Origin of the sequence: Marinimicrobium sp. LS-A18 (assembly GCF_000463525.1) — a bacterium.
Lineage (GTDB): Bacteria > Pseudomonadota > Gammaproteobacteria > Pseudomonadales > Cellvibrionaceae > Marinimicrobium > Marinimicrobium koreense.
On sequence record NZ_AWEP01000002.1, the window covers coordinates 1193813 to 1218040 of the forward strand.

Genomic DNA, 24228 nt, shown 5'->3' on the forward strand with positions numbered 1-24228 from the left:
ATAGACTTCCCGACGGGAGGAGACATCATGACCGACCTGTCGAACCTCAAACTCTTCGCCACCCAGCCCCACCCCTGCAGTTATCTGGAGGGAGAGGAAGCCACTACCCTGTTTATCGACCCCAACGCGCCGGTTGATCAGGACCTGTACAGCCAACTGTCCCAGATTGGCTTCCGCCGCAGCGGCGCGCACCTGTACCGGCCGCACTGCGCCCAGTGCAGTGCCTGTGTGTCCTGTCGCATTCCGGTCGAACACTTCCGCCCCAACCGAAAGCAGCGCCGTTGCTGGCGGCGCAATGAGGACCTGACGCTAGCCATGGTGGAGCGGATTGATGCCGATGAGCACTACGAGCTGTACGCCCATTACATCAACACCCGCCACCGGGACGGGGACATGTACCCACCCTCACGAGCCCAGTACGAAGCGTTTTTAAGCCGGGCCTGGGGCGTGACTCAGTACCTTGAGGTGCGAAATGCTGAGGACCGACTGCTGGCGGTTGCGGTGTGCGACCGACTGGATGACGGGCTGTCGGCGGTGTACACCTTTTTCGACAGCCGGGAGGACCGCCGCAGCCTGGGGGTTTTTGGCATTCTGGCCCAGGTGGAGCAGGCCAAAGCCCTGGGCTTGCGGTATGTGTATCTGGGGTATTGGATCAAGCAGTGTCGGAAGATGGATTACAAGACCCAGTATCGGCCGTTGGAGATGTTGGTCAATCGTCGCTGGATTAGGGTTAACTGACCAACTCTCTTACCTAGTAGATATGCGTGACGTCCGGTCCGCCGGTGAGGTATACCCTTCGGAAACCCGCCGTAAATACATCCCTGTAGGCTTCTCATCGGCATCCATGCCTCAGAGAGTTTCCGAAGGGTATACCTCACCGGCAGCCCTCAGTGCCAAATGAAACTTTTCTTGGGATGTGGCGTGTGTTTACGGCGGATGCGCTTCGCTTATCCGCCCTACGCGTGACTTAAGCTCTTACGAAGTTCGGAGGCCCGGCAAGGGGAATACCGTTTGGAAACTCTCTGAGGCATGGATGCCGATGAGAAGCCCCCAGGGATGGGTTCACGGCGGGTTTCCAAACGGTATTCCCCTTGCCGGGCCGGACGTGACGCGTCCAAACGACGAATAAGCCGCCTCAAACCACCTTTTATCCAGCCAGCACTTGGCCTTTCGGCTCATTTCAGGCACAATTCACGCCTATTTTTGGCCCTGCGGGGCAATCATTCAGACTTACCCTGTGCACGATGTCTGAAGTTCGACGACAATGCACTCACAGAAAGCTGAGGAAACGGCCGAATGGCGAAAGAAGACAATATTGAATTTGAAGGTGAAGTAGTCGATACCCTGCCCAATACCACTTTCCGCGTAAAGCTGGAAAATGGGCACGTGGTGACCGCGCACATCTCTGGCAAGATGCGTAAAAACTATATCCGCATCCTCACCGGCGACAAGGTCAAGGTCGAAATGACCCCCTACGACCTCACCAAAGGTCGCATCACCTACCGCTCCCGCTAAGCACCCCTTCGGCGCCCTGCCCGCCCGGCGCCGAACAGTCTGGTTACCGACAAAAAACCCGCGCCTCCTGACGGTGGCGCGGGTTTCGTTATGCCTGTGGAAAAGTGAGTCGATCAGGCCTTGCCATCTACCCTGATCGCCAGCTCGTCCTTGTCCGGATCCACGCCCACATACACAGAGCCGCCATTTTCGGCCAATTCTCCGAAAAGCACCGCTTCCGCCAAAGGCTTCTTGACCTTCTCCTGGATCAGACGAGCCATGGGTCGGGCGCCCATTTTTTCGTCATAACCGTGCTCGGCCAGCCACTGACGAGCCTCGTCGGTCACCTCCAGAGTGACTTTCTTGTCGTCCAACTGGGACTGCAGTTCCACCAGGAACTTGTCCACCACGGTCTTGATCACATCCATACTCAGGGCGCCGAACTGCACGACCGCATCCAGTCGGTTGCGGAACTCGGGGGTAAAGGACTTTTTGATCGCCTCTTTGCCATCGGTGGTGTGATCCTGATGGGTGAAGCCGATGGACGGCCGGCTCATGTCCTCCGCGCCCGCATTGGTGGTCATCACCAGAATGACGTTGCGGAAGTCCGCCTTGCGGCCGTTGTTGTCGGTCAGGGTCCCGTGGTCCATCACCTGCAACAGCAGGTTGAACACCTCGGGGTGCGCCTTCTCGATCTCATCGAGCAACACCACACTGTGGGGATGCTTGGTTACCGCATCGGTGAGCAGGCCACCCTGATCAAACCCGACGTAGCCCGGAGGCGCACCAATCAGCCGGGACACCGTGTGCCGCTCCATGTACTCGGACATATCGAAACGGATCAACTCCACACCCAGGCACTTGGCCAGTTGCCGGGTCACCTCGGTCTTACCGACACCGGTGGGCCCGGCGAACAGGAAGGAACCGATGGGTTTCTCGGCGGAGCCCAGGCCGGCGCGCGACAGCTTGATCGCGGTCGACAGGGTATCAATGGCCTCGTCCTGCCCGAAAACGGTCATCTTCAGGTTGTCGTCCAGCTTGCGCAGTTGCTCCTTGTCCGAAGAGGAAACGCTCTTCGGGGGAATGCGCGCGATCTTGGCCACCACCGCCTCGATATCGGACACGCCGACGGTTTTCTTACGCTTGCTCGGCGGCTGCAGCTGCTGGTAGGCCCCGGCTTCATCAATCACGTCGATCGCCTTGTCGGGCAGGAAGCGTTCATTGATGTAACGCTCTGACAGCTCCGCTGCGGTGCGCAGCGCCGGATCGGTGTAACGCAGCCCGTGATGCTTCTCAAAGCGGCTCTTGAGCCCCTTGAGGATCTGATAGGTCTCATCCACCGTCGGCTCTTTGACATCCACCTTCTGAAAGCGCCGGGACAGAGCCCTGTCCTTCTCAAACACGCCCCGGTATTCCTGATAGGTCGTGGACCCCATGCAGCGCAATTCGCCGGAGGACAGCAGAGGCTTGAGCAGGTTGGAGGCGTCCATGACACCGCCGGAGGCCGCCCCCGCACCGATGATGGTATGAATTTCGTCGATGAACAGAATCGCATTCTTCTGCTTTTTCAGCTCACCGAGCAGCCCTTTGAAGCGCTTTTCAAAGTCACCACGGTACTTGGTGCCGGCGAGCAGAGCGCCCATATCCAGGGAATAGACCACGCTATCCGCCAGCGCCTCGGGCACATTGCCGTCCACCACGCGCTTCGCCAGCCCTTCGGCAATGGCGGTTTTACCCACCCCGGACTCGCCCACCAGCAGCGGATTGTTCTTGCGCCGACGGGAGAGAATCTGGCTGACCCGCTCCACCTCGTACTCGCGCCCCACCAGGGGATCAATACGCCCCTGCATGGCCTGCTCGTTCAGGTTGGCCGCAAAACTCTCCAGAGGACTCTGGCTGGGCGACTCACCGCCGATGGCATCATCATCGTGCTGCTCCTGAGCGGAGTCGTTGCCGTGATCGGACTGCCCGGCCACCTTGTGGATGCCGTGGGTGATGTAGTTGACCACATCAATGCGGGCAATACTCTGCTGCTTCAGGTAGTAGACCGCCTGACTTTCCTGCTCACTGAAGATGGCCACCAGCACATTGGCACCGGTCACCTCCTGCTTTCCCGAGGACTGAACGTGGAATACCGCGCGCTGCAGTACCCGCTGGAAGCCCAGTGTCGGTTGGGTTTCCCGCTCGGTGTCGTCTTCCGGAATCAGAGGCGTGGTGGAGTCGACAAATTCGATCAACTCCTTGCGCAACTGGCCCAGGTCCGCACCGCAGGCACGCAGGACATTCGCCGCCGATTCATTATCGATCAACGCCAGCAACAGGTGCTCAACGGTCATGAATTCATGCCGCTTTGAGCGCGCGCCCTTGAACGCCAGGTTCAGGGTAATTTCGAGATCTTTACTTAGCATCGCTGATAACCTCTACTGCAGAGTCACCGGTCGTCGTCTTCCACTGCTTCGATTTCACACAACAGCGGATGTTCATTGTCCTTGGCAAATTGATTGACCTGGGCCGCCTTGGTCTCGGCAATATCCCGAGTATAGACACCACATACGGCTTTACCTTGGGTATGTACTTTGATCATGACCTGGGTTGCCTTCTCCCGGTTCATGGAAAAAAAGATTTCCAGCGTCTCCACCACAAAATCCATGGGTGTGTAGTCATCGTTGAACATGACTACCTTGTACATTGGCGGGCGGCGCAGTTTGGGCTTGTCCTCCTGCACCGCCACATTGCCGTCCCCTTCGGCCGCATCCGGCTCTTTGGCCAGCATCGGCTCTTTACTTAAGGTTAGATGATAGATCGCCATTTTTCCCATCAGTACCGAAAAAGGTTGCGTAAAAATGTGTAATCCAGCCGGGCTGCCCGACCGGGATATACGCTTCATTGTACCGGAACGATGCCCCGGTCACCTACCACCTTCCCGGGCCGCACACTTGACACGGGAAGGAAACTTCGCTAAAACGAGTGACGTTGGTCAAAAAAGCAACAAAGTGACGAGCTAGTTAAGCACTTTGAGCAATAAACCAACACACTCTAATAACGATTAACGATGAGGCCTGCGCGCCTCTCCGCAACAGAAGGATACCCCCCATGCCTACAGGTACCGTCAAGTGGTTCAATAACGCCAAAGGCTATGGCTTTATCCTGCCGGACGAAGGTGGCGAAGATCTGTTCGCGCACTACTCGGCCATCCAGATGGAGGGTTATAAAACCCTTAAGGCGGGTCAACTGGTCGCGTTCGATATCACCAAAGGTGATAAAGGCTACCACGCCACCAACATCATTTCTTCCGATGCCCATCAGGCCGACGAGCGCGCCGCCGCCAACAATGGCGCCGGAGAGCGACGGGACTTCGATTCCGCCCCCGGCAAGCCGGCCGCCGTCACGACTCACTGACCGAGTCGCCACGCACCGATCCTGATCCGATCTGAAACAAAAACCCCCGGCGCCCTGATGGACCCCGGGGGTTTTTCGCACCATCAAGCACCCTTCCCTGTGCTGTATATGGCGTCGATCAGGCGTTTTTCAAGGCATCCAGCGAGGCATTGAGCGTTGCGCTCGGGCGCATGACGTCAGACACCTTGCGGGTAACCGGACGGTAGTAGCCACCGATGTCCACCGGCTTGCCCTGCACGCCGTTCAGCTCGGCCACGATCTTGTCTTCCTCGGCCCTCAGGGTTTTCGCCAGCTCGGTGAAACGCTGCTTGAGCTCGGCATCGTCAGACTGAGCCGCCAGTGCTTCTGCCCAGTACAGCGCCAGGTAGAAGTGACTGCCCCGGTTGTCCAGCTCGCCGGTTTTGCGCGAGGGTGACTTGTTGTTTTCCAGGAAGTCCGCATTGGCCTTGTCCAGGGCATCGGCCAGTACCTTCGCCTTGGCATTGCCGGTGACCTTGCCGAAGTGACGCAGTGATTCCACCATCGCCAGGAATTCACCCAGGGAATCCCAACGCAGGTGATTCTCCTCCAGCAGCTGCTGAACATGCTTGGGGGCCGAGCCGCCGGCACCGGTCTCAAACAGGCCGCCGCCATTCATCAGCGGCACAATGGAGAGCATCTTCGCACTGGTGCCCAACTCCATGATCGGGAACAGATCGGTCAGGTAGTCGCGCAACACGTTACCGGTCACGGAAATGGTGTCCTTGCCCTGACGGATACGCTCCAGGGAGAAGGTCATCGCATCCACCGGCGCCATGATGTGAATTTCCAGGCCACTGGTGTCGTGCTCTTTCAGGTACTGCTCCACTTTCTTGGTGACCTGGGCGTCGTGAGCGCGCTTGGAGTCCAGCCAGAACACGGCCGGGGCGCCACTTTCGCGAGCACGGTTGACCGCCAGCTTGACCCAGTCGCGGATCGGCGCATCTTTGACCTGGCACATGCGGAAGATATCACCCGCCTCGACGCTCTGCTCGATCAGCACCTGGCCGCTGGCATCCACCACCTGAACCTTGCCGCTGGCCGGCACTTCAAAGGTCTTGTCGTGTGAACCGTACTCTTCGGCCTTCTGGGCCATCAGACCAACGTTGGACACGCTGCCCATGGTGGTCGGATCGAAAGCGCCATTGGCTTTACAGTCGTCAATCACAGCCTGGTAAATGGTGGCGTAGCAGCGATCCGGGATCACGGCCTTGGCATCGTGGCGAGCATTGTCCGCGCCCCACATCTTGCCGGAATCACGGATCATGGCGGGCATGGAGGCATCGATGATCACATCGCTGGGGACGTGCAGGTTGGTGATGCCTTTATCGGAGTTGACCATGGCCAGACGGGGGCGTTCGTTGTACACCGCCTCCACATCGGCAAAGATGGCCTTGCGCTGATCTTCCGGCAGTTGCTCAACACAGGAGTAGAGATCGCCAATACCGTTGTTGGCATCAAAGCCGACCGACTTCAGGGCCGCCTCATGTTTTTTCAGCGCGTCGGCATAGAACACTTCCACGGTATGACCAAACAGAATCGGGTCGGAGACCTTCATCATGGTCGCCTTCAGATGCAGCGAAAAGAGCACGTCTTTGGCTTTGGCGTCTTTGATTTCGGCTTCCAGGAAGTCCCGCAACGCCTGCTTGCTCATGACCGCCGCGTCAATGATCTCGCCGTCGAGCAGCGCGGTTTTCTCTTTCAGGATCTGAGTGTCGCCCGCATCGGTGACCAGCTGAATTTTTACGTCGGTGGCTTTCTCCACCAGCACGGACTGCTCGCTGCCGTAAAAATCGCCGTGGGACATGTGAGACACGTGAGACTTGGAGTCGGCGGACCAGGCACCCATTTTGTGCGGGTTCTTGCGCGCATACTGCTTGACCGAGGCCGGAGCCCGACGGTCGGAGTTGCCTTCGCGCAGGACCGGGTTAACGGCACTGCCTTTCACTTTGTCGTACTTGGCTTTGACCGCTTTCTCTTCATCGGTCTTGGGCTCATCCGGGTAGTCCGGCAGGTCGTAGCCCTGCTTCTGCAGCTCTTTGATGGCCGCCTTCAACTGGGGAATGGACGCACTGATATTAGGCAGTTTGACGATGTTGGCTTCCGGCGTTTTGGCCAGCTCGCCCAGCTCAGCCAGATCATCAGCGATGCGCTGTTCTTCGCTCAGACGCTCGGGAAACTGGGAGATGATCCGTCCGGACAGGGAGATGTCACGGGTCTCAATCGCGACGCCGCAGGGTTCGGCAAAGGCGCGAACGATGGGCAGCAGAGAGTAGGTCGCCAGCGCGGGCGCCTCGTCAGTTTCCGTGTAGATGATTTTGGATTCGGTCATGATAAGCTGTCACTCCATCTTGTCTGGGGGTGTGCCGGTGTTTTGATCGCGCGCATTATACCAGTAATGACCACGCCCGGCATGAAACGAGGTTATCTGTGGCACGTCTGTTGTTGTTCAATAAACCTTATGGGGTACTCACTCAGTTCACCGATGCCCAGGGCCGGGACACTCTGGCCCGTTACATTGATGTCCCCGGTGTCTACCCGGCCGGCCGTCTGGATCGCGACTCCGAGGGCCTGCTGTTGCTCACCGATGATGGCCAGGTACAGCACCAGATCGCCCACCCGCTGCACAAGCTGCCCAAGGTGTATTGGGTGCAGGTGGAGGGCGCGCCCGACAAGTCGGCTCTGCAGGCGTTGCGTGAGGGTGTCACGCTCAACGACGGCCGGACTCGCCCGGCCAAGGTAAAAGTGATTCCCGAACCGCCCCTCTGGCCCCGGAACCCGCCGGTGCGGGAGCGCAAATCCGTTCCCACCACCTGGCTGGAGCTGACCATCACCGAGGGCCGTAACCGTCAGGTCCGCCGGATGACAGCGGCGGTCGGCCACCCCACCCTGCGCCTGGTCCGCGCCCGCATCGGCACCTGGTCCCTGGATCAGTTGCAACCCGGCCAGTACCGGACGGAAAAACTTCATCTGCCCAAAGCGCCGGCCAAGCCTTCATTGCGTAAGCGTTGAGTTGCTGCTCTCGGCGGAACCTTACCAGGTACTTCACCAGGCACTTCGCATTGTGGCGCTGCGGGTGGGTATACCACTGCAAGACACGCCGTAAACCCATCCCTGGGGGCTCATTACCCGCCGTCCAGGCGGGTAACGGTCTTGCAGTGGTATACCCACCCTCCGCTGGTGCCAACTGAACGTTGTTTGGAGATAGCACGTTTTGCCACTAAAAACCCTCGGTACCCGTCTGCAGGCAGTCGGAACAAGATGGGCGATGCGTCGATGGCAATTTGTTGGCACTGAGGCGTTGGGGAGGAATACCATGTGGAGACTCTCTGAGGCATGGATGCCGATGAGAAGCCTACAGGGATGTATTCACGGCGGGTCTCCACATGGTATTCCTCCCCAACGCCGGACTAAAACGTCGCTCAAGAAATAAGACAACAGACACAAAAAAGGCGGCTCGCAGGCCGCCTTTTTTGACTGAAAGACTTACCAGCCAGTGGCTTCTTTCAGCGCCTGGCCGATGTCCGCCAGACTGCGTACGGTTTTCACACCGGCGTCTTCCAGAGCGGCGAACTTCTCGTCAGCCGTACCCTTACCGCCAGCAATGATCGCACCCGCGTGCCCCATGCGCTTACCCTTCGGTGCCGTGACACCCGCGATGTAAGACACCACCGGCTTGGTGACGTTGGCCTTGATGAACGCGGCGGCTTCTTCTTCCGCGCTACCACCAATCTCACCAATCATCACAATCGCTTCGGTCTTCGGATCGTTCTGGAACATTTCCAGAATATCGATGAAGTTGGAGCCCGGAATCGGGTCACCACCGATGCCCACGCAGGTGGACTGACCGTAACCGAAGTCGGTGGTCTGCTTGACCGCTTCATAAGTCAGGGTACCAGAGCGGGACACGATGCCCACCTTGCCCGGCTTGTGAATGTGGCCCGGCATGATGCCGATTTTGCACTCACCCGGCGTGATCACACCCGGGCAGTTGGGGCCGATCAGGCGCACGCCCAGCTCATCGCACTTCACTTTACAGTCCAGCATATCCAGAGTCGGAATGCCTTCGGTAATGCACACGATCAGCTTGATGCCGGCGTTGGCCGCTTCCAGGATCGAGTCCTTACAGAAGGGAGCCGGTACGTAGATGACGGACGCTTCGGCGCCGGTTTCGGCCACGGCTTCCGCCACGGTATTGAACACCGGCAGGCCCAGGTGAGTCTGGCCACCCTTGCCTGGGGTGACACCGCCGACCATCTTGGTGCCGTAGGCAATTGCCTGCTCAGAGTGGAAGGTACCTTGGGCACCGGTGAAACCCTGGCAGATCACTTTGGTATCTTTGTTGATCAAAACGCTCATTGTTGAGTCCTCAAATTCTGTGTTGCTGCGGAGTGTGAAACCGTCCCTGGTGTTTGGGTCCAGCCCGGCCGTCCTGGCCGGTCGCTAAGGGCGCTGCGGAAACATTCAGTTTCCGGTCGCCCTTAGCCCTCCGCGGCTTTAACCACTTGCTGAGCAGCGTCAGTCAAGCTGGTCGCGGCGATGATGTTCAGACCGCTGTCCGCCAGTACTTTGGCGCCCAGCTCGGCGTTATTACCTTCCAGGCGCACAACCACCGGCACCTTCACGCCCACCTCTTCCACGGCGCCAATCACGCCTTCGGCGATCAGGTCACAGCGAACGATACCGCCGAAGATGTTGATCAGAACAGCCTTGACGTTTTCGTCAGACAGAATGATTTTGAACGCTTCCACAACGCGCTCTTTAGTGGCACCGCCACCGACGTCCAGGAAGTTCGCCGGCGCACCACCGTGCAGCTTGACGATGTCCATGGTGCCCATGGCCAGACCAGCGCCGTTTACCATGCAGCCGATGTTGCCATCGAGTGCCACGTAGTTCAGTTCCCACTTGGCGGCGTGAGCTTCACGGGCGTCTTCCTGGGACGGATCGTGCATTTCGTGCAGGTCGTCGTGACGGTACAGGGCGTTGCCGTCGATCGCCACTTTGGCGTCCAGGCAGTGCAGGTCACCGGCCGGAGTGATCACCAGCGGGTTGATCTCGATCAGTGCCACGTCCTTTTCTTTGAACAGCTTGGCCAGGCCCAGGAAAATCTGTACGAACTGCTTGATCTGCTTGCCTTCCAGGCCCAGCTTGAAGGCCAGGTCGCGGCCCTGATAAGGCTGAGCACCAACCAGCGGATCGATGGTGGCCTTGAGGATTTTTTCCGGCGTTTCCTCAGCCACTTTTTCGATTTCCACACCGCCTTCGGTAGACGCCATGAATACGATGCGGCGAGTGGAGCGATCGACGACCGCACCCAGATACAGTTCTTTATCGATGTCGGTGCAGGTTTCAACCAGAATGCGGCTGACCGGCTGACCGTTTTCGTCAGTCTGATAGGTCACCAGGTTTTTGCCCAACCACTGCTTGGCAAACGCTTCGATTTCCGCCTTGGTTTTCACCAGCTTGACGCCACCAGCCTTACCGCGGCCACCGGCGTGAACCTGGGCCTTGACGACGAACTCGGTACCACCGATGGTGTCCGCTGCCGCTACCGCTTCAGCGGGGGTCTGGGCGGCGACACCCTTGGAGACGGGCAGTCCGTACTGAGCGAACAGTTGCTTACCCTGATATTCATGCAAATTCATGGTGCAGTTCCACATTGTCTGTTGCCGGACCGAGGTCTCTTACGGCATTTCCGGCAAGAATGACCAATTAGCAGACCGCGCCTTGGCGGCCTGCCCCCTGGGTTGAGTTCTCTAACTCAGTGTCATTTCTCGTTATTATTAGCGCTTCTTCTTATTGGCGACATGGATCGCATGACCATGAACCGCCAAGGCTGCTTCATGCACAGCTTCAGACAGAGTCGGGTGGCCAAAGACCATCAGACCCAGATCTTCCGCACTGCTGCCGAATTCCATTGCAATCGCCACCTGCTGGACCAGATCCGCCGCACTCGGTCCCACAATGTGAGCGCCAAGAATGCGATCGGTGTCCGCATGGGCAATGATTTTGACCAGGCCGCCGGTTTCATTGGCCGCCATGGCACGGCCGCTGGCCGCAAACGGGAAAGTACCGACGTTGTAGGGCTCGCCATCGGCTTTGATCTGCTCTTCGGTACGACCGACGGAAGCCACTTCCGGATGAGTGTAGATCACATTCGGAACCACATCGTAATTCATGACGGTTTTCTGACCGGCAATACGCTCGGCAACCATCACGCCCTCTTCAGAACCTTTGTGCGCGAGCATGGGGCCGCGCACCACATCACCAATGGCCCAGACACCGGGGGCGCCCGTCGCACACAGGTCGTTGACGTAAATAAAACCGCGCTCGTCCAGGTTCACACCGCTGTCTTCCGCCAGCAGGCCTTCGGTGTAAGGACGACGCCCGACACAGACGATCAGCTTGTCAAAGGTCTCTTTCTGCTCTTTACCGTCTTTATCGGTAAAGGTCACGGTCACTTCCTTACCCTTGACTTCGGAGCCGGTCACCCGGCAGCTCAGCCGAATATCCAGGCCCTGCTTGGTGAGGATTTTCTGGGTTTCTTTGGCAATCTGCTGATCCATGATGGACAGGAATTTGTCCATAGCTTCAAGCACCACCACATCGGAGCCCAGACGGTTCCAGACACTGCCCAGTTCCAGACCGATCACGCCCGCGCCGATCACGCCCAGACGCTTGGGTACCGCATCAAACTCGAGAGCACCGGTGGAGTCGACGATCACGTCGTTATCAATTTTGGCGACCGGGATATCGATGGGCTTGGAGCCCGACGCCAGGATGACGTTATCCGCCTCGAGGGTTTTGGTTTTGCCGTCGTGACCGGTCACTTCCACCTTGCGGTTGGCGAGCAGTTTGCCCGTGCCGAAAACGGAGGTGACGCCATTGGCCTTGAACAGGGCCGAGATGCCGCCGGTCAGTTGCTTGACGATGTTGTCTTTGCGCTGAATCATTGAGGGCACATCAATCTCGATGCCCTTGGTCGAAATACCGTGTACTTTGAAGTCGTCTTTGGCTTCATGATACTTGTAGGAACTGTCCAGCAGCGCCTTGGACGGGATACAGCCCACATTCAGGCAGGTGCCACCATTGACGCCCTTGCCTTCGCTGTTCTGCCACTTTTCAACACACGCCGTTTTCAGGCCCAGCTGCGCCGCGCGAATCGCCGCAACGTATCCGGCCGGGCCAGAACCAATGACTACCACATCAAATTTATCAGACATATTTCATTTCCCAGGTTTACAAGGCTGCCTGGCCCTCGCTTCATCGGGCCAAACACCATTATTCGGTCAGTGAGCTATACCAAAGCGGGCAGTAACCTGCCCGCTTTGTTCATCAGATTTCCAGAAGGATGCGCGCCGGATCTTCCAGCAGGTCCTTGATGGTGACCAGGAACTGAACGGCTTCTTTGCCATCCAGCAGACGGTGGTCGTAGGAGAGCGCCAGGTACATCATCGGCAGGATTTTCACCTCGCCATTGACCGCCATCGGGCGCTCCTGAATCTTGTGCATGCCCAGAATGGCGGATTGCGGAAGATTCAGAATCGGAGTGGACAACAATGAACCGAAGACCCCACCGTTGGTGATGGTGAAGGTACCGCCGGTCATTTCCTCAATACCCAGCTTGCCATCACGGGCGCGCAGACCGTAGTCGCGAATGGTGCTTTCGATATCCGCCAGGCCCATGCTCTCAGCGTTGCGCAATACCGGCACGACCAGGCCTTTGTCGGTAGAAACCGCCACACCGATATCCTGATAGCCGTGGTAGACAACATCATTGTTGTCGATAGAGGCGTTCACGGCGGGGAAGCGACGCAGCGCTTCGGCGGCGGCTTTCACAAAGAAGCCCATAAAGCCCAGACGGGTACCGTCGTGCGACTTTTCGAACTGATCTTTGTACTTGGCCCGCAGCTCCATGATCGGCCCCATGTTCACCTCGTTGAAGGTGGTCAACATGGCGGTGGTGTTGGAGGCCTCGAGCAGACGCTCGGCAATGCGCTTGCGCAGACGGGTCATCGGCACGCGCTTCTCGGCACGATCGCCGGCGGGCGCTTCGACTTCCGCGGCTTTGGCCGGGGCACTGCTCGACGCACTGGCTGCCTTGCTGTCACCGGATTTGAGGAAGTTGGCCACATCCTCTTTGGTGACCCGACCGTCTTTCCCGGTACCCGGCACGCTATTGGGGTCAATGTTGTTTTCATCGGCCATTTTGCGCGCAGCAGGGCTGAGCAGTTTTTCACCGTCATCGCTGGACGCCGACTGGTCGCCGCTGTCCGCGGGCTTGCTCTCGGACTTCTCTTCCGATTTCTTCTCGTCGGAACTATCACCTTTGTTTTCGTCCTTGGCACCTTTGTCGTCACTCTTGGAGCCGGCCGCGCCTTCTTCAAACTTGGCAATGACTTCATTGCTCAGGACGGTGTCGCCCTCTTCTTTCAGGATTTCAGACAGGCTGCCGTCTGCCGGTGCCACCACTTCCAGCACCACTTTGTCGGTTTCAATATCGACAATCAATTCGTCGCGGGAAACAGCTTCACCGGGCTTTTTGTGCCAGGTGGCGATGCTCCCGTCCTGAACAGATTCGGGGAAAGTCGGGGCTTTGATCTCAATAGTCATTCTTTGTCCTTAGCAATCGCTGTGGATTCTTTGTCGAACACAGGCTCCGGCGTCAAACGCTCAGAGCCTCATTGATGAAACGCTTCTGCTCTTCCAGATGCACGGAGGCATAACCCGCGGCCGGTGCCGCTGATGGGTCGCGCCCCACATAGCTGAGATAGAGGTCCGGGTTGTGATCATTCACCACACGCCGCATGTGGTGCTGGCTGCTGTACCAGGCACCCTGGTTCATGGGCTCTTCCTGACACCAGACGATATCCTTCAGATTTTTGAAAGGCGCCAGCGCCTCTTTCAATTCTTCTTCCGGGAAGGGGTAGAGCTGCTCCAGACGGACCAGAGCCACGTCATCCTGTTCACGTTCCATGCGCTCTTCCAGCAGGTGGTAGTACACCTTGCCGGAACAGAGCACCACCCGCTTGGCTTTCGCCGGGTCAACCTGCTCATCGGTGATCACATTGTGGAAGTGACCGTTGGCCAGATCTTCCAGGCTGGAGGTCGCCAGCTTGTGACGCAGAATCCATTTCGGACTCATGACCACCAGTGGGCGACGCATCGGGCGGATCACCTGACGGCGCAGCATGTGAAACACCTGAGCCGGGGTGGTCGGAATACAGACCTGAATGTTGTGCTCGGCACACAGCTGCATAAAGCGCTCCAGACGCGCGGAGGAGTGCTCCGGGCCCTGCCCTTCGTAGCCGTGTGGCAACAGCATGGTCAAGCCACACAAGCGACCCCACTTGTGCTCACCACTGGTGATGAACTGGTCGATGACCACCTGCGCGCCGTTGGCGAAATCGCCAAATTGGGCTTCCCAGATGATCAGGCCGTTCGGGGTGGTGGTGGCATAGCCATACTCGAACGCCAGCACCGCCTCTTCGGACAGGAAGGAGTCATACAGATCCAGCGCTGGCTGATCCTCTTTGAGGTGACGCAGCGGGATATAGGTGGAACCGTCTTTCTGACTGTGCACTACTGCGTGACGGTGTGAGAAGGTGCCTCGCCCGACATCCTGACCGGTCAGGCGGACGCCGTAGCCCTGATCCAGCAGCGTTGCGTAGGCGAGTGTTTCCGCCATGCCCCAGTTGATGGGCAGAGCGCCACCGGCCATCTTGCGACGGTCGTCGTAAATCTTGCCGACCTGCTTTTGCACCACCACGCCGTCGGGAATCTCGCACATCTTGTGACCGAGTTCCTGCAGACGTTTCAGGTCGAAGCTGGTATCGCCCGGCGTATTCCAGTCGTGGCCGATGTAGGGCGTCCAGTCGACAAACAGCGAGCGGTCCGGCTCACTGACCAGGCCGTTGGCCACACTTTCACCGCGGTCCAGGGCGGCGCGGTAGTTGTTCATCATTTCGTCAACTTTCTCCGCGGTCACCACGCCAGCTTCCACCAGTTTGTCGGCGTAGAGCGCACGGGTGGTTTTTTGCTTGCGGATCAGTTGATACATCAAAGGCTGGGTCGCCGAGGGATCATCAGCCTCATTGTGGCCGCGACGACGGTAACAGACCAGATCGATCACCACGTCTTTCTTGAACTCATAGCGATAGTCCGCCGCCAACTGGGCCGCAAACAGCACCGCGTCCGGATCGTCACCATTGACGTGGAAAATCGGCGCTTCCACCATCTTGGCCACGTCGGTGCAGTACTCGGTGGAGCGCATGTCTTCGCGCTTGCTGGTGGTAAAGCCCACCTGGTTATTGATCACCAGGTGTACGGTGCCGCCGGTGGCATAGGCTCGAGTCTGGGACATCTGGAAGGTTTCCATGACCACGCCCTGACCGGCGAAGGCCGCGTCCCCGTGCACCACGATGGGCAGCACCTTGGCCCCGATCGGGTCTTCACGGCGATCCTGGCGGGCCCGTACCGACCCTTCAACCACCGGAGAGACGATCTCCAGGTGCGACGGGTTGAAGGCCATGGCCATGTGCAGTTCGCCGCCCGGGGTCATGATATTGGAGGAGAACCCCTGGTGGTATTTCACATCGCCTGAGGTGTCCACCAGACGCTTGGTGCCTTCGAACTCGCCAAACAGTTCTGACGGGCTCTTACCGAAGATGTTGACCAGGGTGTTCAGACGGCCACGGTGAGCCATACCCAGCACGATTTCTTTTGCGCCGTAACCGCCCGCGCGGTTGACGATCGCATCCACCAGCGGAATAAAGCTCTCGCCCCCCTCCAGACCAAAACGCTTGGTCCCGGGGTATTTGCTATCAAGGTGCCGCTCCAGCCCTTCGGCCGCCACCAAACGGTCCAACACGGCCAGGCGCTGCTCATCGCTGAAGTCCGGCTTGGAACGCACGCTCTCCAGACGCTGCTGAAGCCACTGCTTCTCCGCAAGGTTGGTGATGTGCATGATTTCCGGGCCTACGTGCCCGCAGTAGGTCTGCTCCAGGGCATCGACGATGTCCCTGAGCGGCGCCTCTTCCCGGCCGATGAACAGGTTGCCGGTGTTGAAAACCGTGTCCAGATCCGCTTCTGTCAGACCATGAAATCCCAGTTCCAGGTCGGGAACCCGTTCACGATCCATCAGGCTGAGGGGGTCGAGTTGGGCTTTCTGGTGGCCGCGGAAGCGGTAGGAGCTGATCAGTTGAAGAACTTTGACCTGCTTGCGCTCGTGCTCGAGGCTGACGGAGCCCGCCGCCGTGGCCGACGCGGTCGCTGAGCGGGTTTTGGCGAGGCGCTGGAACTGCTCGCGGATAACGGAGTGCGGAACGTCCTGGGTGACTACCCCGTTGACCCGGGGCAATTGCTCAAAGTAATTGCGCCACTCATCGGGAACCGCATTGGGATCGTGTAGATATGTGTCGTAGAGCGCTTCGACGTAGGCGGCATTCCCTCCGGAGATATGGGACGTGCGCCAAAATTGCTCCATGATGCTGTCTTGCATTACACCCACCTTGTCATGGGGTTCGCCAACCACCGGTTCACCGGGATGGCTGGCGGCCGGATCGGGTGTTACCCGATACTCCCCCTGCTAGTCTCTAGCCGTTAGCTACCATAACGCACTCCGCTTGTGGCAGAGCGCGCCGCTCAAATACTCAGGCACACCCTTGAGGGTGTGCCGAATGGCCGGGCTCTCGGCCCGACCCATGTTGCTCACATCTGAGTGTGATCAGGTCGCACTTTGCAGCAGCATGGTGCGAATATGACCGATCGCCCGGGTCGGGTTCAACCCTTTGGGGCACACGGACACACAGTTCTGAATGCCGTGACAGCGGAAGACGCTGAAGGGGTCATCCAGGTTCGACAAACGTTTCTCTGTGGCCAGGTCGCGGCTGTCCGCCAGGAAGCGGTAGGCCTGGAGCAGACCGGCCGGACCGATGAACTTGTCCGGATTCCACCAGAACGACGGGCAACTGGTTGAGCAGCAGGCGCACAGGATACACTCGTACAGACCGTCCAGCTTGGCACGATCTTCGGGAGATTGTAACCGCTCGATCGCCGGAGCGGGGGTATCATTTTGCAAATAGGGCTCGATTTTCTTGTACTGATCGTAGAACTGGGTCATATCGATGACCAGATCACGAATCACCGGCAGCCCCGGCAGTGGCCTAACCACCAGCTTGTTGTTCTTCACCGCCTGAGACAGCGGCGTGATACAGGCCAGGCCATTGACGCCGTTGATGTTCATGCCATCCGAGCCGCAAACCCCCTCGCGGCAGGAGCGGCGGTACGCCAGGGACTCGTCCTGTTCCTTGAGCATGCCCAGCACGTCGAGCACCATCAGATCCTTACCCTGAGTGTCCACTTCGTAGGACTTCATGTAAGGCGCTTTGTCGGTCTCGGGGTTGTAGCGATAGACTTCAACTTTCAACATAACTCGTACCCCTTAATAAACACGTGCTTTCGGTTCGAACGCGTCCATGGTGCGCGGGGCAAAGTTCACGCCGCGCTTACCCACCCGCTTGTCGACCGGATAGTACATGGAGTGGCACAGCCAGTTCTTGTCGTCGCGCTCCTGGAAGTCCTCGCGGGCGTGGGCGCCGCGAGACTCGGTGCGCTCATTGGCCGCGATGGCGGTGGCTTCGGCCACCTCCAGCAGGTTCTGCAACTCCAGCGCTTCAATCCGGGCCGTGTTGAACGCATCGCTCTTGTCGTCAATGGACACGTTTTCAATGCGCTCGCGCAGGGCGGCCAGCTTTTTGATGCCCTCGGCCATGAAGTCGCCCTTACGGAATACGCCAAAGTGGTTCTGCATCACTTCCTGCAGCTCTTTGCGCAGCACCGCACTGCTCTCCCCACCGGTCGAGCTGTTCAGGCGATTCAGACGGGCCAGAGACGCTTCGATATCGCTCTCGCGCGGCGCCTGCTGCTCGGCGCCTTCACGCAGCACCTTCTCGATGTGCTTGCCGGCCGCCCGGCCGAACACCACCAGGTCCAGCAGCGAGTTGCCACCCAGACGGTTGGCGCCGTGCACCGACACGCAGGCCGCTTCCCCGCAGGCGAACAGACCTTCGATCGGAACGTCCTTGCCATCCGCATCCACGGTCAGGGCCTGACCGTTCACGTTGGTCGGAATGCCACCCATCATATAGTGGCAGGTGGGGACCACCGGAATCGGCTCTTTGACCGGATCCACATGGGCAAAGGTACGGGACAGCTCACAGATACCGGGCAGACGGCTTTCCAGTACTTCTTCGCCCAGGTGATCGAGCTTGAGCAGCACGTGATCGCCATTGGGGCCACAACCGCGGCCCTCCAGAATCTCCATGACCATGGAGCGTGCCACCACGTCACGGCCCGCCAGATCTTTGGCGTTGGGCGCGTAACGCTCCATAAAGCGCTCACCATCCTTATTGATGAGATAGCCGCCCTCACCGCGGCAACCTTCGGTCACCAGGGTGCCCGCACCGTGAATGCCGGTGGGGTGGAACTGCCACATTTCCATATCCTGGACCGGGAAGCCCGCGCGCAGCGCCATACCGATACCGTCGCCGGTGTTGATGTGCGCGTTGGTGGTGGAGGCGTAAATACGACCGGCACCGCCCGTCGCCAGCACTGTGGCCTTGGAGCGGACAAACACCGTCTCGCCGTCTTCAATATTGATGGCAATTACGCCCACAACAGCGTTGTCGGCGTTCTTCACCAGATCCACGGCATACCATTCGTTCATGAACACCGTGTTGCTCTTGATATTGCCCTGGTACAGGGTGTGCAGCAGCGCATGCCCCGTGCGGTCCGCCGCCGCGCAGGTGCGCGCCGCCTGGCCGCCGCGGCCAAAATCCTTGGATTGACCACCAAACGGACGCTGATAAATGCGCCCCTCTTCGGTACGGGAGAATGGCAGCCCCATGTGCTCCAGCTCGAACACGGCTTCCGGACCCACGGAGCACATATACTCAATGGCGTCCTGATCACCGATATAATCGGAGCCTTTTACCGTGTCATACATGTGCCAACGCCAATCGTCATTGGGGTCAGAACTGGCAATGGCACAGGTGATGCCGCCCTGGGCGGACACGGTGTGCGACCGGGTCGGGAATACTTTGGTGATCACCGCGGTTTTGTAACCGGAGCTGGCCAACTGAAGGGCCGCGCGCATACCCGCGCCGCCACCACCGACGACGATGCCGTCAAAGGAAATCGTGCGCATAGTTTAAAACCCCCAAATAATTTCAACACCCCAGAGGGTGTAAGTCACGGCGACTACCGCCAGCAGTACTTGAGCCAGCAGACGCAACACCAGGGCTTTGCCGCCCATCATCCGCTCGGTGATGTAGTCCGTCAGGACCGCCCACAGGCCGATCCAGGCGTGAGCCACCACGGACAGCAGGGTCATGAGGGTGAACACCCGCATCCACAGCTGGCCAAACAGGCCCTGCCACTGCTCAAAACTCAGTTCGGGGGTTATTACGATATAAGCCACAATAAAGACGGTGTAGACGGCCATGATCACAGCGCTCACGCGCTGAATCAGCCAGTCGTACAGGCCGCTGCGGCCGAGATTGGTTACCGCGGTTACCATATCCAGACTCCTGCCAGAACAATCAGTACAACGGCCAGCGCCAGTGCGAGCTTCGCACCGAGGCGACCACCTTTCAGGCTTTCACCAATGCCACAATCCATAATCAGGTGCCGGACCCCCATCACCATGTGATAGGCGAGCGCGGCGACAACGGCCCAGACGACGATTTGCCAGACGGGTTGGGTCAGCGTTTCCTGCAGAGCCACAAACTGCTCTTCGGAGGCAAGACTGCCATCAAGCAGCCAGAGGAGTACGGCCACACCGGCAAAAAGGAAAACACCGGAGACGCGGTGAAGAATGGAAACAATAGCGGTAATCGGAAGTTTGATGGTGGAGATATCGAGATTGACAGGTCTTTGGTTTTTCACGGTTGATAGTCACCTTCTAGCCCAGCTAATGTAGGCAGGTTAGCGAAATAGCGCCAAGCGCATCTCTCCAGAGCACACAGGGCGGTCGCCAGGTTGATTTGTTTATGCGCCGTCCGGGCCAATGTCTCTTCTCAGAGCATGGTCTGGACCGGCGATTGGCTCTCTCACCGCTGCCTGCAAGTCGCGGCGTATTATAGAGAGTCGAATCCTGAAACACAAACAAAAACCCGGGCAAAAATCCCCCGGAAATGCCCGATTGGCGTGCACTGGAGCCGCTTGATGCTCCATTTGGAGGCAAATCACCACCGGATTGTTCACCACCCCGTCCCCGGGGGTAAAATCCGACAGCGCTGTCACCTGTTACGACGTCCCCACCACTGCCGGATCATTGCCTCCAGTCAAAGCCTCCGTGATGCCGGGCACCCCGGCACCAACGGGCCGGCCACTACACGGGCGCCCTTGCCGTCAAGTGGATTTTTTGCCAACCCGATCTCGAAAAACTACCGAAATCAGACCTTCTCCTCTATAATGCCGCCTCCCATCAACCCGTGGGCTGTTTGACAAACCCACGCCGGGGCTTATAGTGACGCCCCGATTAAAAACCCGGTCTGGCCATCCAGCCATTCCTGGAAGCCTTAAAAGTTTGTAAACCACAGGAGTCCGTAATGACTGACAGAAAAGCACGGTTAACGGTCGACGGCCTGGATGCGCCTATTGATCTGCCTGTTTACCCGAGCACTGCCGGCCCTGACGTGATTGATGTCTCCGGCCTGACCAAAAAGGGTTTTTTCACCTACGATCCGGGGTTCATGTCCACCGCCCCCTGCGAGTCCAAAATTACCTTCATCGATGGCGCCAAAGGCGTGCTTCTGCACCGTGGCTACCCCATCGATCAGTTAGCCGAGCACTCTGACTACCTCGAGACCTGCTACCTTCTGCTGAACGGCGAACTCCCCTCAAAAGAACAGAAAGCGACGTTCGCCGACGAAGTCAAAAAGCACTCCAAGGTCGACGACTCAGTGGCTCAGATCATCAAAGGCTTCAGTCGCAACGCTCACCCCATGGCCATCATGGGCAGCGCAGTGAACGCTCTGGCCGCGGTTTACCATGAAGAGACCGACATCACCAGCGAAGAGAGCCGTCGGGTTACGGCCTACCGGTTGATCGGTCAGATGCCGACCCTTGCCGCCATGGCCCACAAGCACCGCCAGGGCGAAGAGTTCATCGCCCCGGACGCCGATCTCGCCTACGCTGAAAACTACCTGAACATGACCTTTGGTACCGCCGGGCAAAGCCCCAAGGTCAACCAGGTATTGGCCAAAGCCATGGACCGGATCTTCCTGCTGCACGCCGACCACGAGCAGAACGCCTCCACCTCCACCGTGCGTCTGTCCGGCTCGTCCGGCACCAACCCCTTTGCCGCCATCGCAGCGGGTATCGCTACCCTGTGGGGCCCCGCACACGGTGGTGCGAACGAAGCCGTTCTCAACATGCTTGAGGAAATTGGCAGCGTCGACAACATCGACACCTATGTCGCCAAAGCCAAAGACAAGAACGATCCCTTCCGTCTGATGGGCTTCGGTCACCGGGTCTACAAGAACTTTGATCCGCGCGCCAAGGTGATGAAACAGGCCGCTGACGAAGTACTGTCCGAGCTGGGCCTGGAAAACGATCCGCTGCTGGCGATCGCCAAGCGCCTGGAGAAAATCGCCCTGGAAGACGAGTACTTCATCCAGAAGAAACTCTACCCCAATGTGGATTTCTACTCCGGCATCATCATGAAGGCCATCGGCATTCCCACCGAAGCCTTTACCGTGATTTTTGCCACAGGCCGCGCCGTCGGCTGGTACGCCCACTGGCAGGAAATGGTGAGCGCACCCTACAAGATCGGCCGTCCACGCCAGCTTTACACCGGCTACAACAAGCGCGATTACCCCGCCTGAGGCCGACACCACCGGGCCTTTACCGACCCACCCTGGGGCCGCACTTAGTGCGGCCCCAGTGCGTTCTGGGGAACTCTTGCGCCGATTTACCTTTCTAAACGTCTCCCGAACCCACTCCGGTAGCCATACTCCGGGGGCTATAGTAGTATGAAACCCAGTATTAACGCCGCTTCCAGTGTCACTGGCGATAGTCAACCACAGTTCGCTGGCCACCGGAAACAAAGCAGGATTGAACCTATGCTCAACGTCCCGAAGTTCCTGCGCAGCAGTCTCGCCATTTCGGCCCTGTTGTTCAGCGCCCCAGCGCTCTGGGCTGCCGCCCTGGCCCCCCTGGAAATCACCGATCAGCACCGCCAGGTCACGGCGAGCGTGGTCCAGCAACTGAGCGAGCACCATTACCGGGACCAGTCCCTCAATGACGACCTGTCGTCCGAGTATCTGGACAATTACCTGAAAACCCTGGACCCCACCAAAAGCTACTTCTTCCAGGCCGATATCGACGGATTCAACCGTCACCGTGAGAAGTTCGACAACTGGCTCGCCAAGGGCAACCTGAATGAAGCCTTCGACATCTTCGATATCTACCGGCAGCGCCTGACGACGCGTCTGGAATCGGTGATTGAGCGGCTGGAGAGTGATGAGATCAAGTACGACTTCACCACCGACGATCAGCTCGTGGTGGATTGGGAGCAGGCCGAGTGGCCCGAGGACAAGAAAACCGCTGATGAGCTCTGGCACCGCAGGGTCAAAGCCAGCCTGTTGGATCTGGTACTGGCCGGGAAGGACCTGGAGGAGAGCAAAGAGCTCCTGCGTAAGCGCTATGAAAACCAGCTGCGCCGGGTTCGCCAGCAGGACAGCGATGACGCCTTTGAGGTCGTAATCAACAGCCTGACCACCCTGTACGATCCGCACACCAACTACCTGTCGCCGAGAACACTGGAAAACTTCAATATCAACATGTCTCTGTCACTGGAGGGCATTGGCGCAGTACTCCAGACCGAGGACGAACATACCAAAGTCATGCGTCTGGTCCCCGCCGGCCCGGCAGACAAGCAGGGCGAGCTTCGCCCCGCTGACCGCATTGTCGCCGTCGGCCAGGGCGAGGAAGGTGAAATGACCGACGTGGTCGGCTGGCGCCTCGACGAAGTGGTAGAGCAGATTCGCGGCAAAAAGGACACGGTTGTCCGCCTTGAGGTGCTCCCCGCCAAGGCCCCCACCGACAGTGCGACCAAAGTCATCACCATCACCCGGGACAAGGTCAAGCTTGAGGAGCAGGCGGCGAAGCACGACGTATTCGAAGTGATGAATGGACGCGACCGCTACAAAATTGGCGTGATTCGCGTACCCACCTTCTACATGGATTTCGAGGCTTATCGCAAGCGCGACCCGAACTTCAAGAGCACCACCCGTGACGTACACCGGATTCTTCAAGAGCTGGAAAAAGAAAACGTCGACGGGATTGTGCTTGATCTGCGCGGCAATGGCGGCGGGTCCCTGCAGGAGGCCACTACCCTGACCGACCTGTTTATCGATCGCGGGCCCGTGGTACAGATTCGCCAGACCAATGAGCTGATTTCACGCAATTATCAATCACACTCCCGGGCGGCCTACCGCGGACCATTGGTGGTGCTGATTGACCGGCTGAGTGCATCGGCTTCGGAAATTTTTGCCGGCGCCATCCAGGATTACGGCCGGGGCATCATTGTCGGCACCCAGAGTTTCGGCAAAGGCTCGGTGCAATCGCTGGTACCGGTTGATGCCGGCCAGTTGAAGCTGACGGAATCCAAGTTCTATCGGGTCTCGGGCGAGAGCACACAGCATCGCGGGGTCATTCCCGACATGACACTGCCCAGCCTGGTCAACATCGACGATGTCGGCGAAAGCACTTACGACAACGCCCTGCCCTGGGACAAGATTCACGCGGTTCCGCACTCGCGCTACTTTGACATTCAGGCGCTTCTACCGCATCTGAACCCGCTGCACGAGCAGCGTGTGGAAAAAAACCCGGATTTTATCTACCTGCGCGATCAGATGGCGCTGACGGAGAAGAATAAAGACCGCACGGTCATCTCCTTGAATGAAGAACAGCGTCGAAACGAACAGGAATCCCTGGAAGCGTCTCTATTGCAGCTGGAAAACGAGCGCCGTAAGGCCAAAGGACTGTCCCTGTATGAAAGCTACGAAGACATTGATCGCCTGGCCGGCAGCGACGACGAAGACGCAACCGAAGGCACGGATACCGAAGAAGCGGCCAACGACGACGAACAAGAAGGCGACCTGGTCAGCTTCAGTGCCCTTTCGCGCAGCGAAATCCACCCGGATAAAGACCCGTTTCTCAACGAAGCCGGACATATTCTGGTGGACTTCATTGAGCAGCTCGAATCCATGGATGAACAGGACCGGGATCGCGTCGCCAACTGGTAACCAA

18 protein-coding genes are annotated in these 24228 nt (G+C 58.6%); 6 read left to right on the plus strand and 12 right to left on the minus strand.

Translation table 11 applies throughout. The features are described from left to right. The first annotated feature begins 27 nt into the window (after positions 1-27). Both N645_RS0105290 and infA read left to right on the plus strand, forming a co-directional pair. Complete coding sequence (locus tag N645_RS0105290; protein ID WP_024460471.1) at positions 28-738, plus strand: arginyltransferase; 711 nt, start codon at positions 28-30, stop codon at positions 736-738. A gap of 558 nt (positions 739-1296) precedes the next feature. Then, entirely contained in the window at positions 1297-1515 is a 219-nt protein-coding gene (gene infA, locus N645_RS0105295) for a translation initiation factor IF-1 (RefSeq protein WP_024460472.1), read from the plus strand. A 113-nt stretch (positions 1516-1628) separates the two neighbouring features. Here the strand turns inward: infA and clpA are convergent, their stop codons facing one another. Beyond that, positions 1629-3902 (minus strand): ATP-dependent Clp protease ATP-binding subunit ClpA, encoded by a 2274-nt coding sequence (gene clpA / locus N645_RS0105300; RefSeq protein WP_024460473.1) that lies wholly within the window; start codon positions 3900-3902, stop codon positions 1629-1631. A gap of 23 nt (positions 3903-3925) precedes the next feature. Continuing rightward, the gene (clpS, locus tag N645_RS0105305; protein WP_024460474.1) at positions 3926-4312 is read right to left on the minus strand and encodes an ATP-dependent Clp protease adapter ClpS; all 387 of its coding nucleotides are present in this window, start codon (positions 4310-4312) and stop codon (positions 3926-3928) included. A gap of 275 nt (positions 4313-4587) precedes the next feature. Here clpS and cspD point away from each other — a divergent pair, with 275 nt between their 5' ends. Further along, positions 4588-4893 (plus strand): cold shock domain-containing protein CspD, encoded by a 306-nt coding sequence (gene cspD, locus N645_RS18465; protein WP_024460475.1) that lies wholly within the window; start codon positions 4588-4590, stop codon positions 4891-4893. 118 nt (positions 4894-5011) lie between these two features. Here cspD and N645_RS0105315 read toward each other — a convergent pair whose 3' ends face one another. Further along, entirely contained in the window at positions 5012-7246 is a 2235-nt protein-coding gene (locus N645_RS0105315) for an NADP-dependent isocitrate dehydrogenase (RefSeq protein ID WP_369755129.1), read from the minus strand. 95 nt (positions 7247-7341) lie between these two features. Here N645_RS0105315 and N645_RS16630 point away from each other — a divergent pair, with 95 nt between their 5' ends. Further along, entirely contained in the window at positions 7342-7923 is a 582-nt protein-coding gene (locus tag N645_RS16630; protein ID WP_036159882.1) for a pseudouridine synthase, read from the plus strand. Positions 7924-8397: 474 nt separating this feature from the next. On the opposite strand, the gene sucD is transcribed toward N645_RS16630, so the two are convergent. The 9 genes from sucD to sdhC all read right to left on the minus strand — a co-directional run bounded on the left by sucD (position 8398) and on the right by sdhC (position 19857). Next, positions 8398-9270, minus strand: a complete 873-nt coding sequence (gene sucD, locus N645_RS0105325) for a succinate--CoA ligase subunit alpha (RefSeq protein ID WP_024460477.1) — start codon at positions 9268-9270, stop codon at positions 8398-8400. 122 nt (positions 9271-9392) lie between these two features. After that, entirely contained in the window at positions 9393-10556 is a 1164-nt protein-coding gene (gene sucC / locus N645_RS0105330) for an ADP-forming succinate--CoA ligase subunit beta (protein WP_024460478.1), read from the minus strand. Between the two features lie 138 nt (positions 10557-10694). After that, the gene (gene lpdA / locus N645_RS0105335; protein WP_024460479.1) at positions 10695-12134 is read right to left on the minus strand and encodes a dihydrolipoyl dehydrogenase; all 1440 of its coding nucleotides are present in this window, start codon (positions 12132-12134) and stop codon (positions 10695-10697) included. Positions 12135-12246: 112 nt separating this feature from the next. Continuing rightward, positions 12247-13524 (minus strand): 2-oxoglutarate dehydrogenase complex dihydrolipoyllysine-residue succinyltransferase, encoded by a 1278-nt coding sequence (gene odhB / locus N645_RS0105340; protein WP_024460480.1) that lies wholly within the window; start codon positions 13522-13524, stop codon positions 12247-12249. 52 nt (positions 13525-13576) lie between these two features. Beyond that, the gene (locus N645_RS0105345; protein WP_024460481.1) at positions 13577-16411 is read right to left on the minus strand and encodes a 2-oxoglutarate dehydrogenase E1 component; all 2835 of its coding nucleotides are present in this window, start codon (positions 16409-16411) and stop codon (positions 13577-13579) included. Between the two features lie 225 nt (positions 16412-16636). Beyond that, the gene (locus tag N645_RS0105350) at positions 16637-17341 is read right to left on the minus strand and encodes a succinate dehydrogenase iron-sulfur subunit (RefSeq protein ID WP_024460482.1); all 705 of its coding nucleotides are present in this window, start codon (positions 17339-17341) and stop codon (positions 16637-16639) included. A gap of 12 nt (positions 17342-17353) precedes the next feature. Beyond that, positions 17354-19117 carry a succinate dehydrogenase flavoprotein subunit gene (gene sdhA, locus N645_RS0105355; protein ID WP_024460483.1) on the minus strand — a complete coding sequence of 588 codons (1764 nt, stop codon included), beginning with the start codon at positions 19115-19117 and terminating at the stop codon, positions 17354-17356. Positions 19118-19120: 3 nt separating this feature from the next. Then, positions 19121-19489, minus strand: a complete 369-nt coding sequence (gene sdhD, locus N645_RS0105360; protein WP_024460484.1) for a succinate dehydrogenase, hydrophobic membrane anchor protein — start codon at positions 19487-19489, stop codon at positions 19121-19123. After that, positions 19483-19857, minus strand: coding sequence for a succinate dehydrogenase, cytochrome b556 subunit (sdhC, locus tag N645_RS0105365; protein WP_024460485.1), 375 nt, complete (start codon positions 19855-19857; stop codon positions 19483-19485). Before sdhC ends, sdhD begins: the two co-directional genes overlap by 7 nt. 665 nt (positions 19858-20522) lie before the next feature. Between sdhC and N645_RS0105370 the strand changes: the two genes are divergently transcribed. Continuing rightward, positions 20523-21800, plus strand: a complete 1278-nt coding sequence (locus N645_RS0105370; protein WP_024460486.1) for a citrate synthase — start codon at positions 20523-20525, stop codon at positions 21798-21800. Between the two features lie 237 nt (positions 21801-22037). Continuing rightward, on the plus strand, positions 22038-24224 hold the full coding sequence (locus tag N645_RS0105375; RefSeq protein WP_024460487.1) for a carboxy terminal-processing peptidase: 2187 nt from the start codon (positions 22038-22040) through the stop codon (positions 24222-24224). Positions 24225-24228: the final 4 nt, after the last annotated feature.

Bases quoted from the DNA above. Each gene is read 5' to 3' on its own strand.
- N645_RS0105290 (WP_024460471.1), top strand. From the start codon at position 28: ATGACCGACCTGTCGAACCTCAAACTCTTCGCCACCCAGCCCCACCCC.
- infA (WP_024460472.1), top strand. From the start codon at position 1,297: ATGGCGAAAGAAGACAATATTGAATTTGAAGGTGAAGTAGTCGATACC.
- clpA (WP_024460473.1), bottom strand. From the start codon at position 3,902: ATGCTAAGTAAAGATCTCGAAATTACCCTGAACCTGGCGTTCAAGGGC.
- clpS (WP_024460474.1), bottom strand. From the start codon at position 4,312: ATGGGAAAAATGGCGATCTATCATCTAACCTTAAGTAAAGAGCCGATG.
- cspD (WP_024460475.1), top strand. From the start codon at position 4,588: ATGCCTACAGGTACCGTCAAGTGGTTCAATAACGCCAAAGGCTATGGC.
- sucD (WP_024460477.1), bottom strand. From the start codon at position 9,270: ATGAGCGTTTTGATCAACAAAGATACCAAAGTGATCTGCCAGGGTTTC.
- sucC (WP_024460478.1), bottom strand. From the start codon at position 10,556: ATGAATTTGCATGAATATCAGGGTAAGCAACTGTTCGCTCAGTACGGA.
- lpdA (WP_024460479.1), bottom strand. From the start codon at position 12,134: ATGTCTGATAAATTTGATGTGGTAGTCATTGGTTCTGGCCCGGCCGGA.
- odhB (WP_024460480.1), bottom strand. From the start codon at position 13,524: ATGACTATTGAGATCAAAGCCCCGACTTTCCCCGAATCTGTTCAGGAC.
- N645_RS0105345 (WP_024460481.1), bottom strand. From the start codon at position 16,411: ATGCAAGACAGCATCATGGAGCAATTTTGGCGCACGTCCCATATCTCC.
- N645_RS0105350 (WP_024460482.1), bottom strand. From the start codon at position 17,341: ATGTTGAAAGTTGAAGTCTATCGCTACAACCCCGAGACCGACAAAGCG.
- sdhA (WP_024460483.1), bottom strand. From the start codon at position 19,117: ATGCGCACGATTTCCTTTGACGGCATCGTCGTCGGTGGTGGCGGCGCG.
- sdhD (WP_024460484.1), bottom strand. From the start codon at position 19,489: ATGGTAACCGCGGTAACCAATCTCGGCCGCAGCGGCCTGTACGACTGG.
- N645_RS0105370 (WP_024460486.1), top strand. From the start codon at position 20,523: ATGACTGACAGAAAAGCACGGTTAACGGTCGACGGCCTGGATGCGCCT.
- N645_RS0105375 (WP_024460487.1), top strand. From the start codon at position 22,038: ATGCTCAACGTCCCGAAGTTCCTGCGCAGCAGTCTCGCCATTTCGGCC.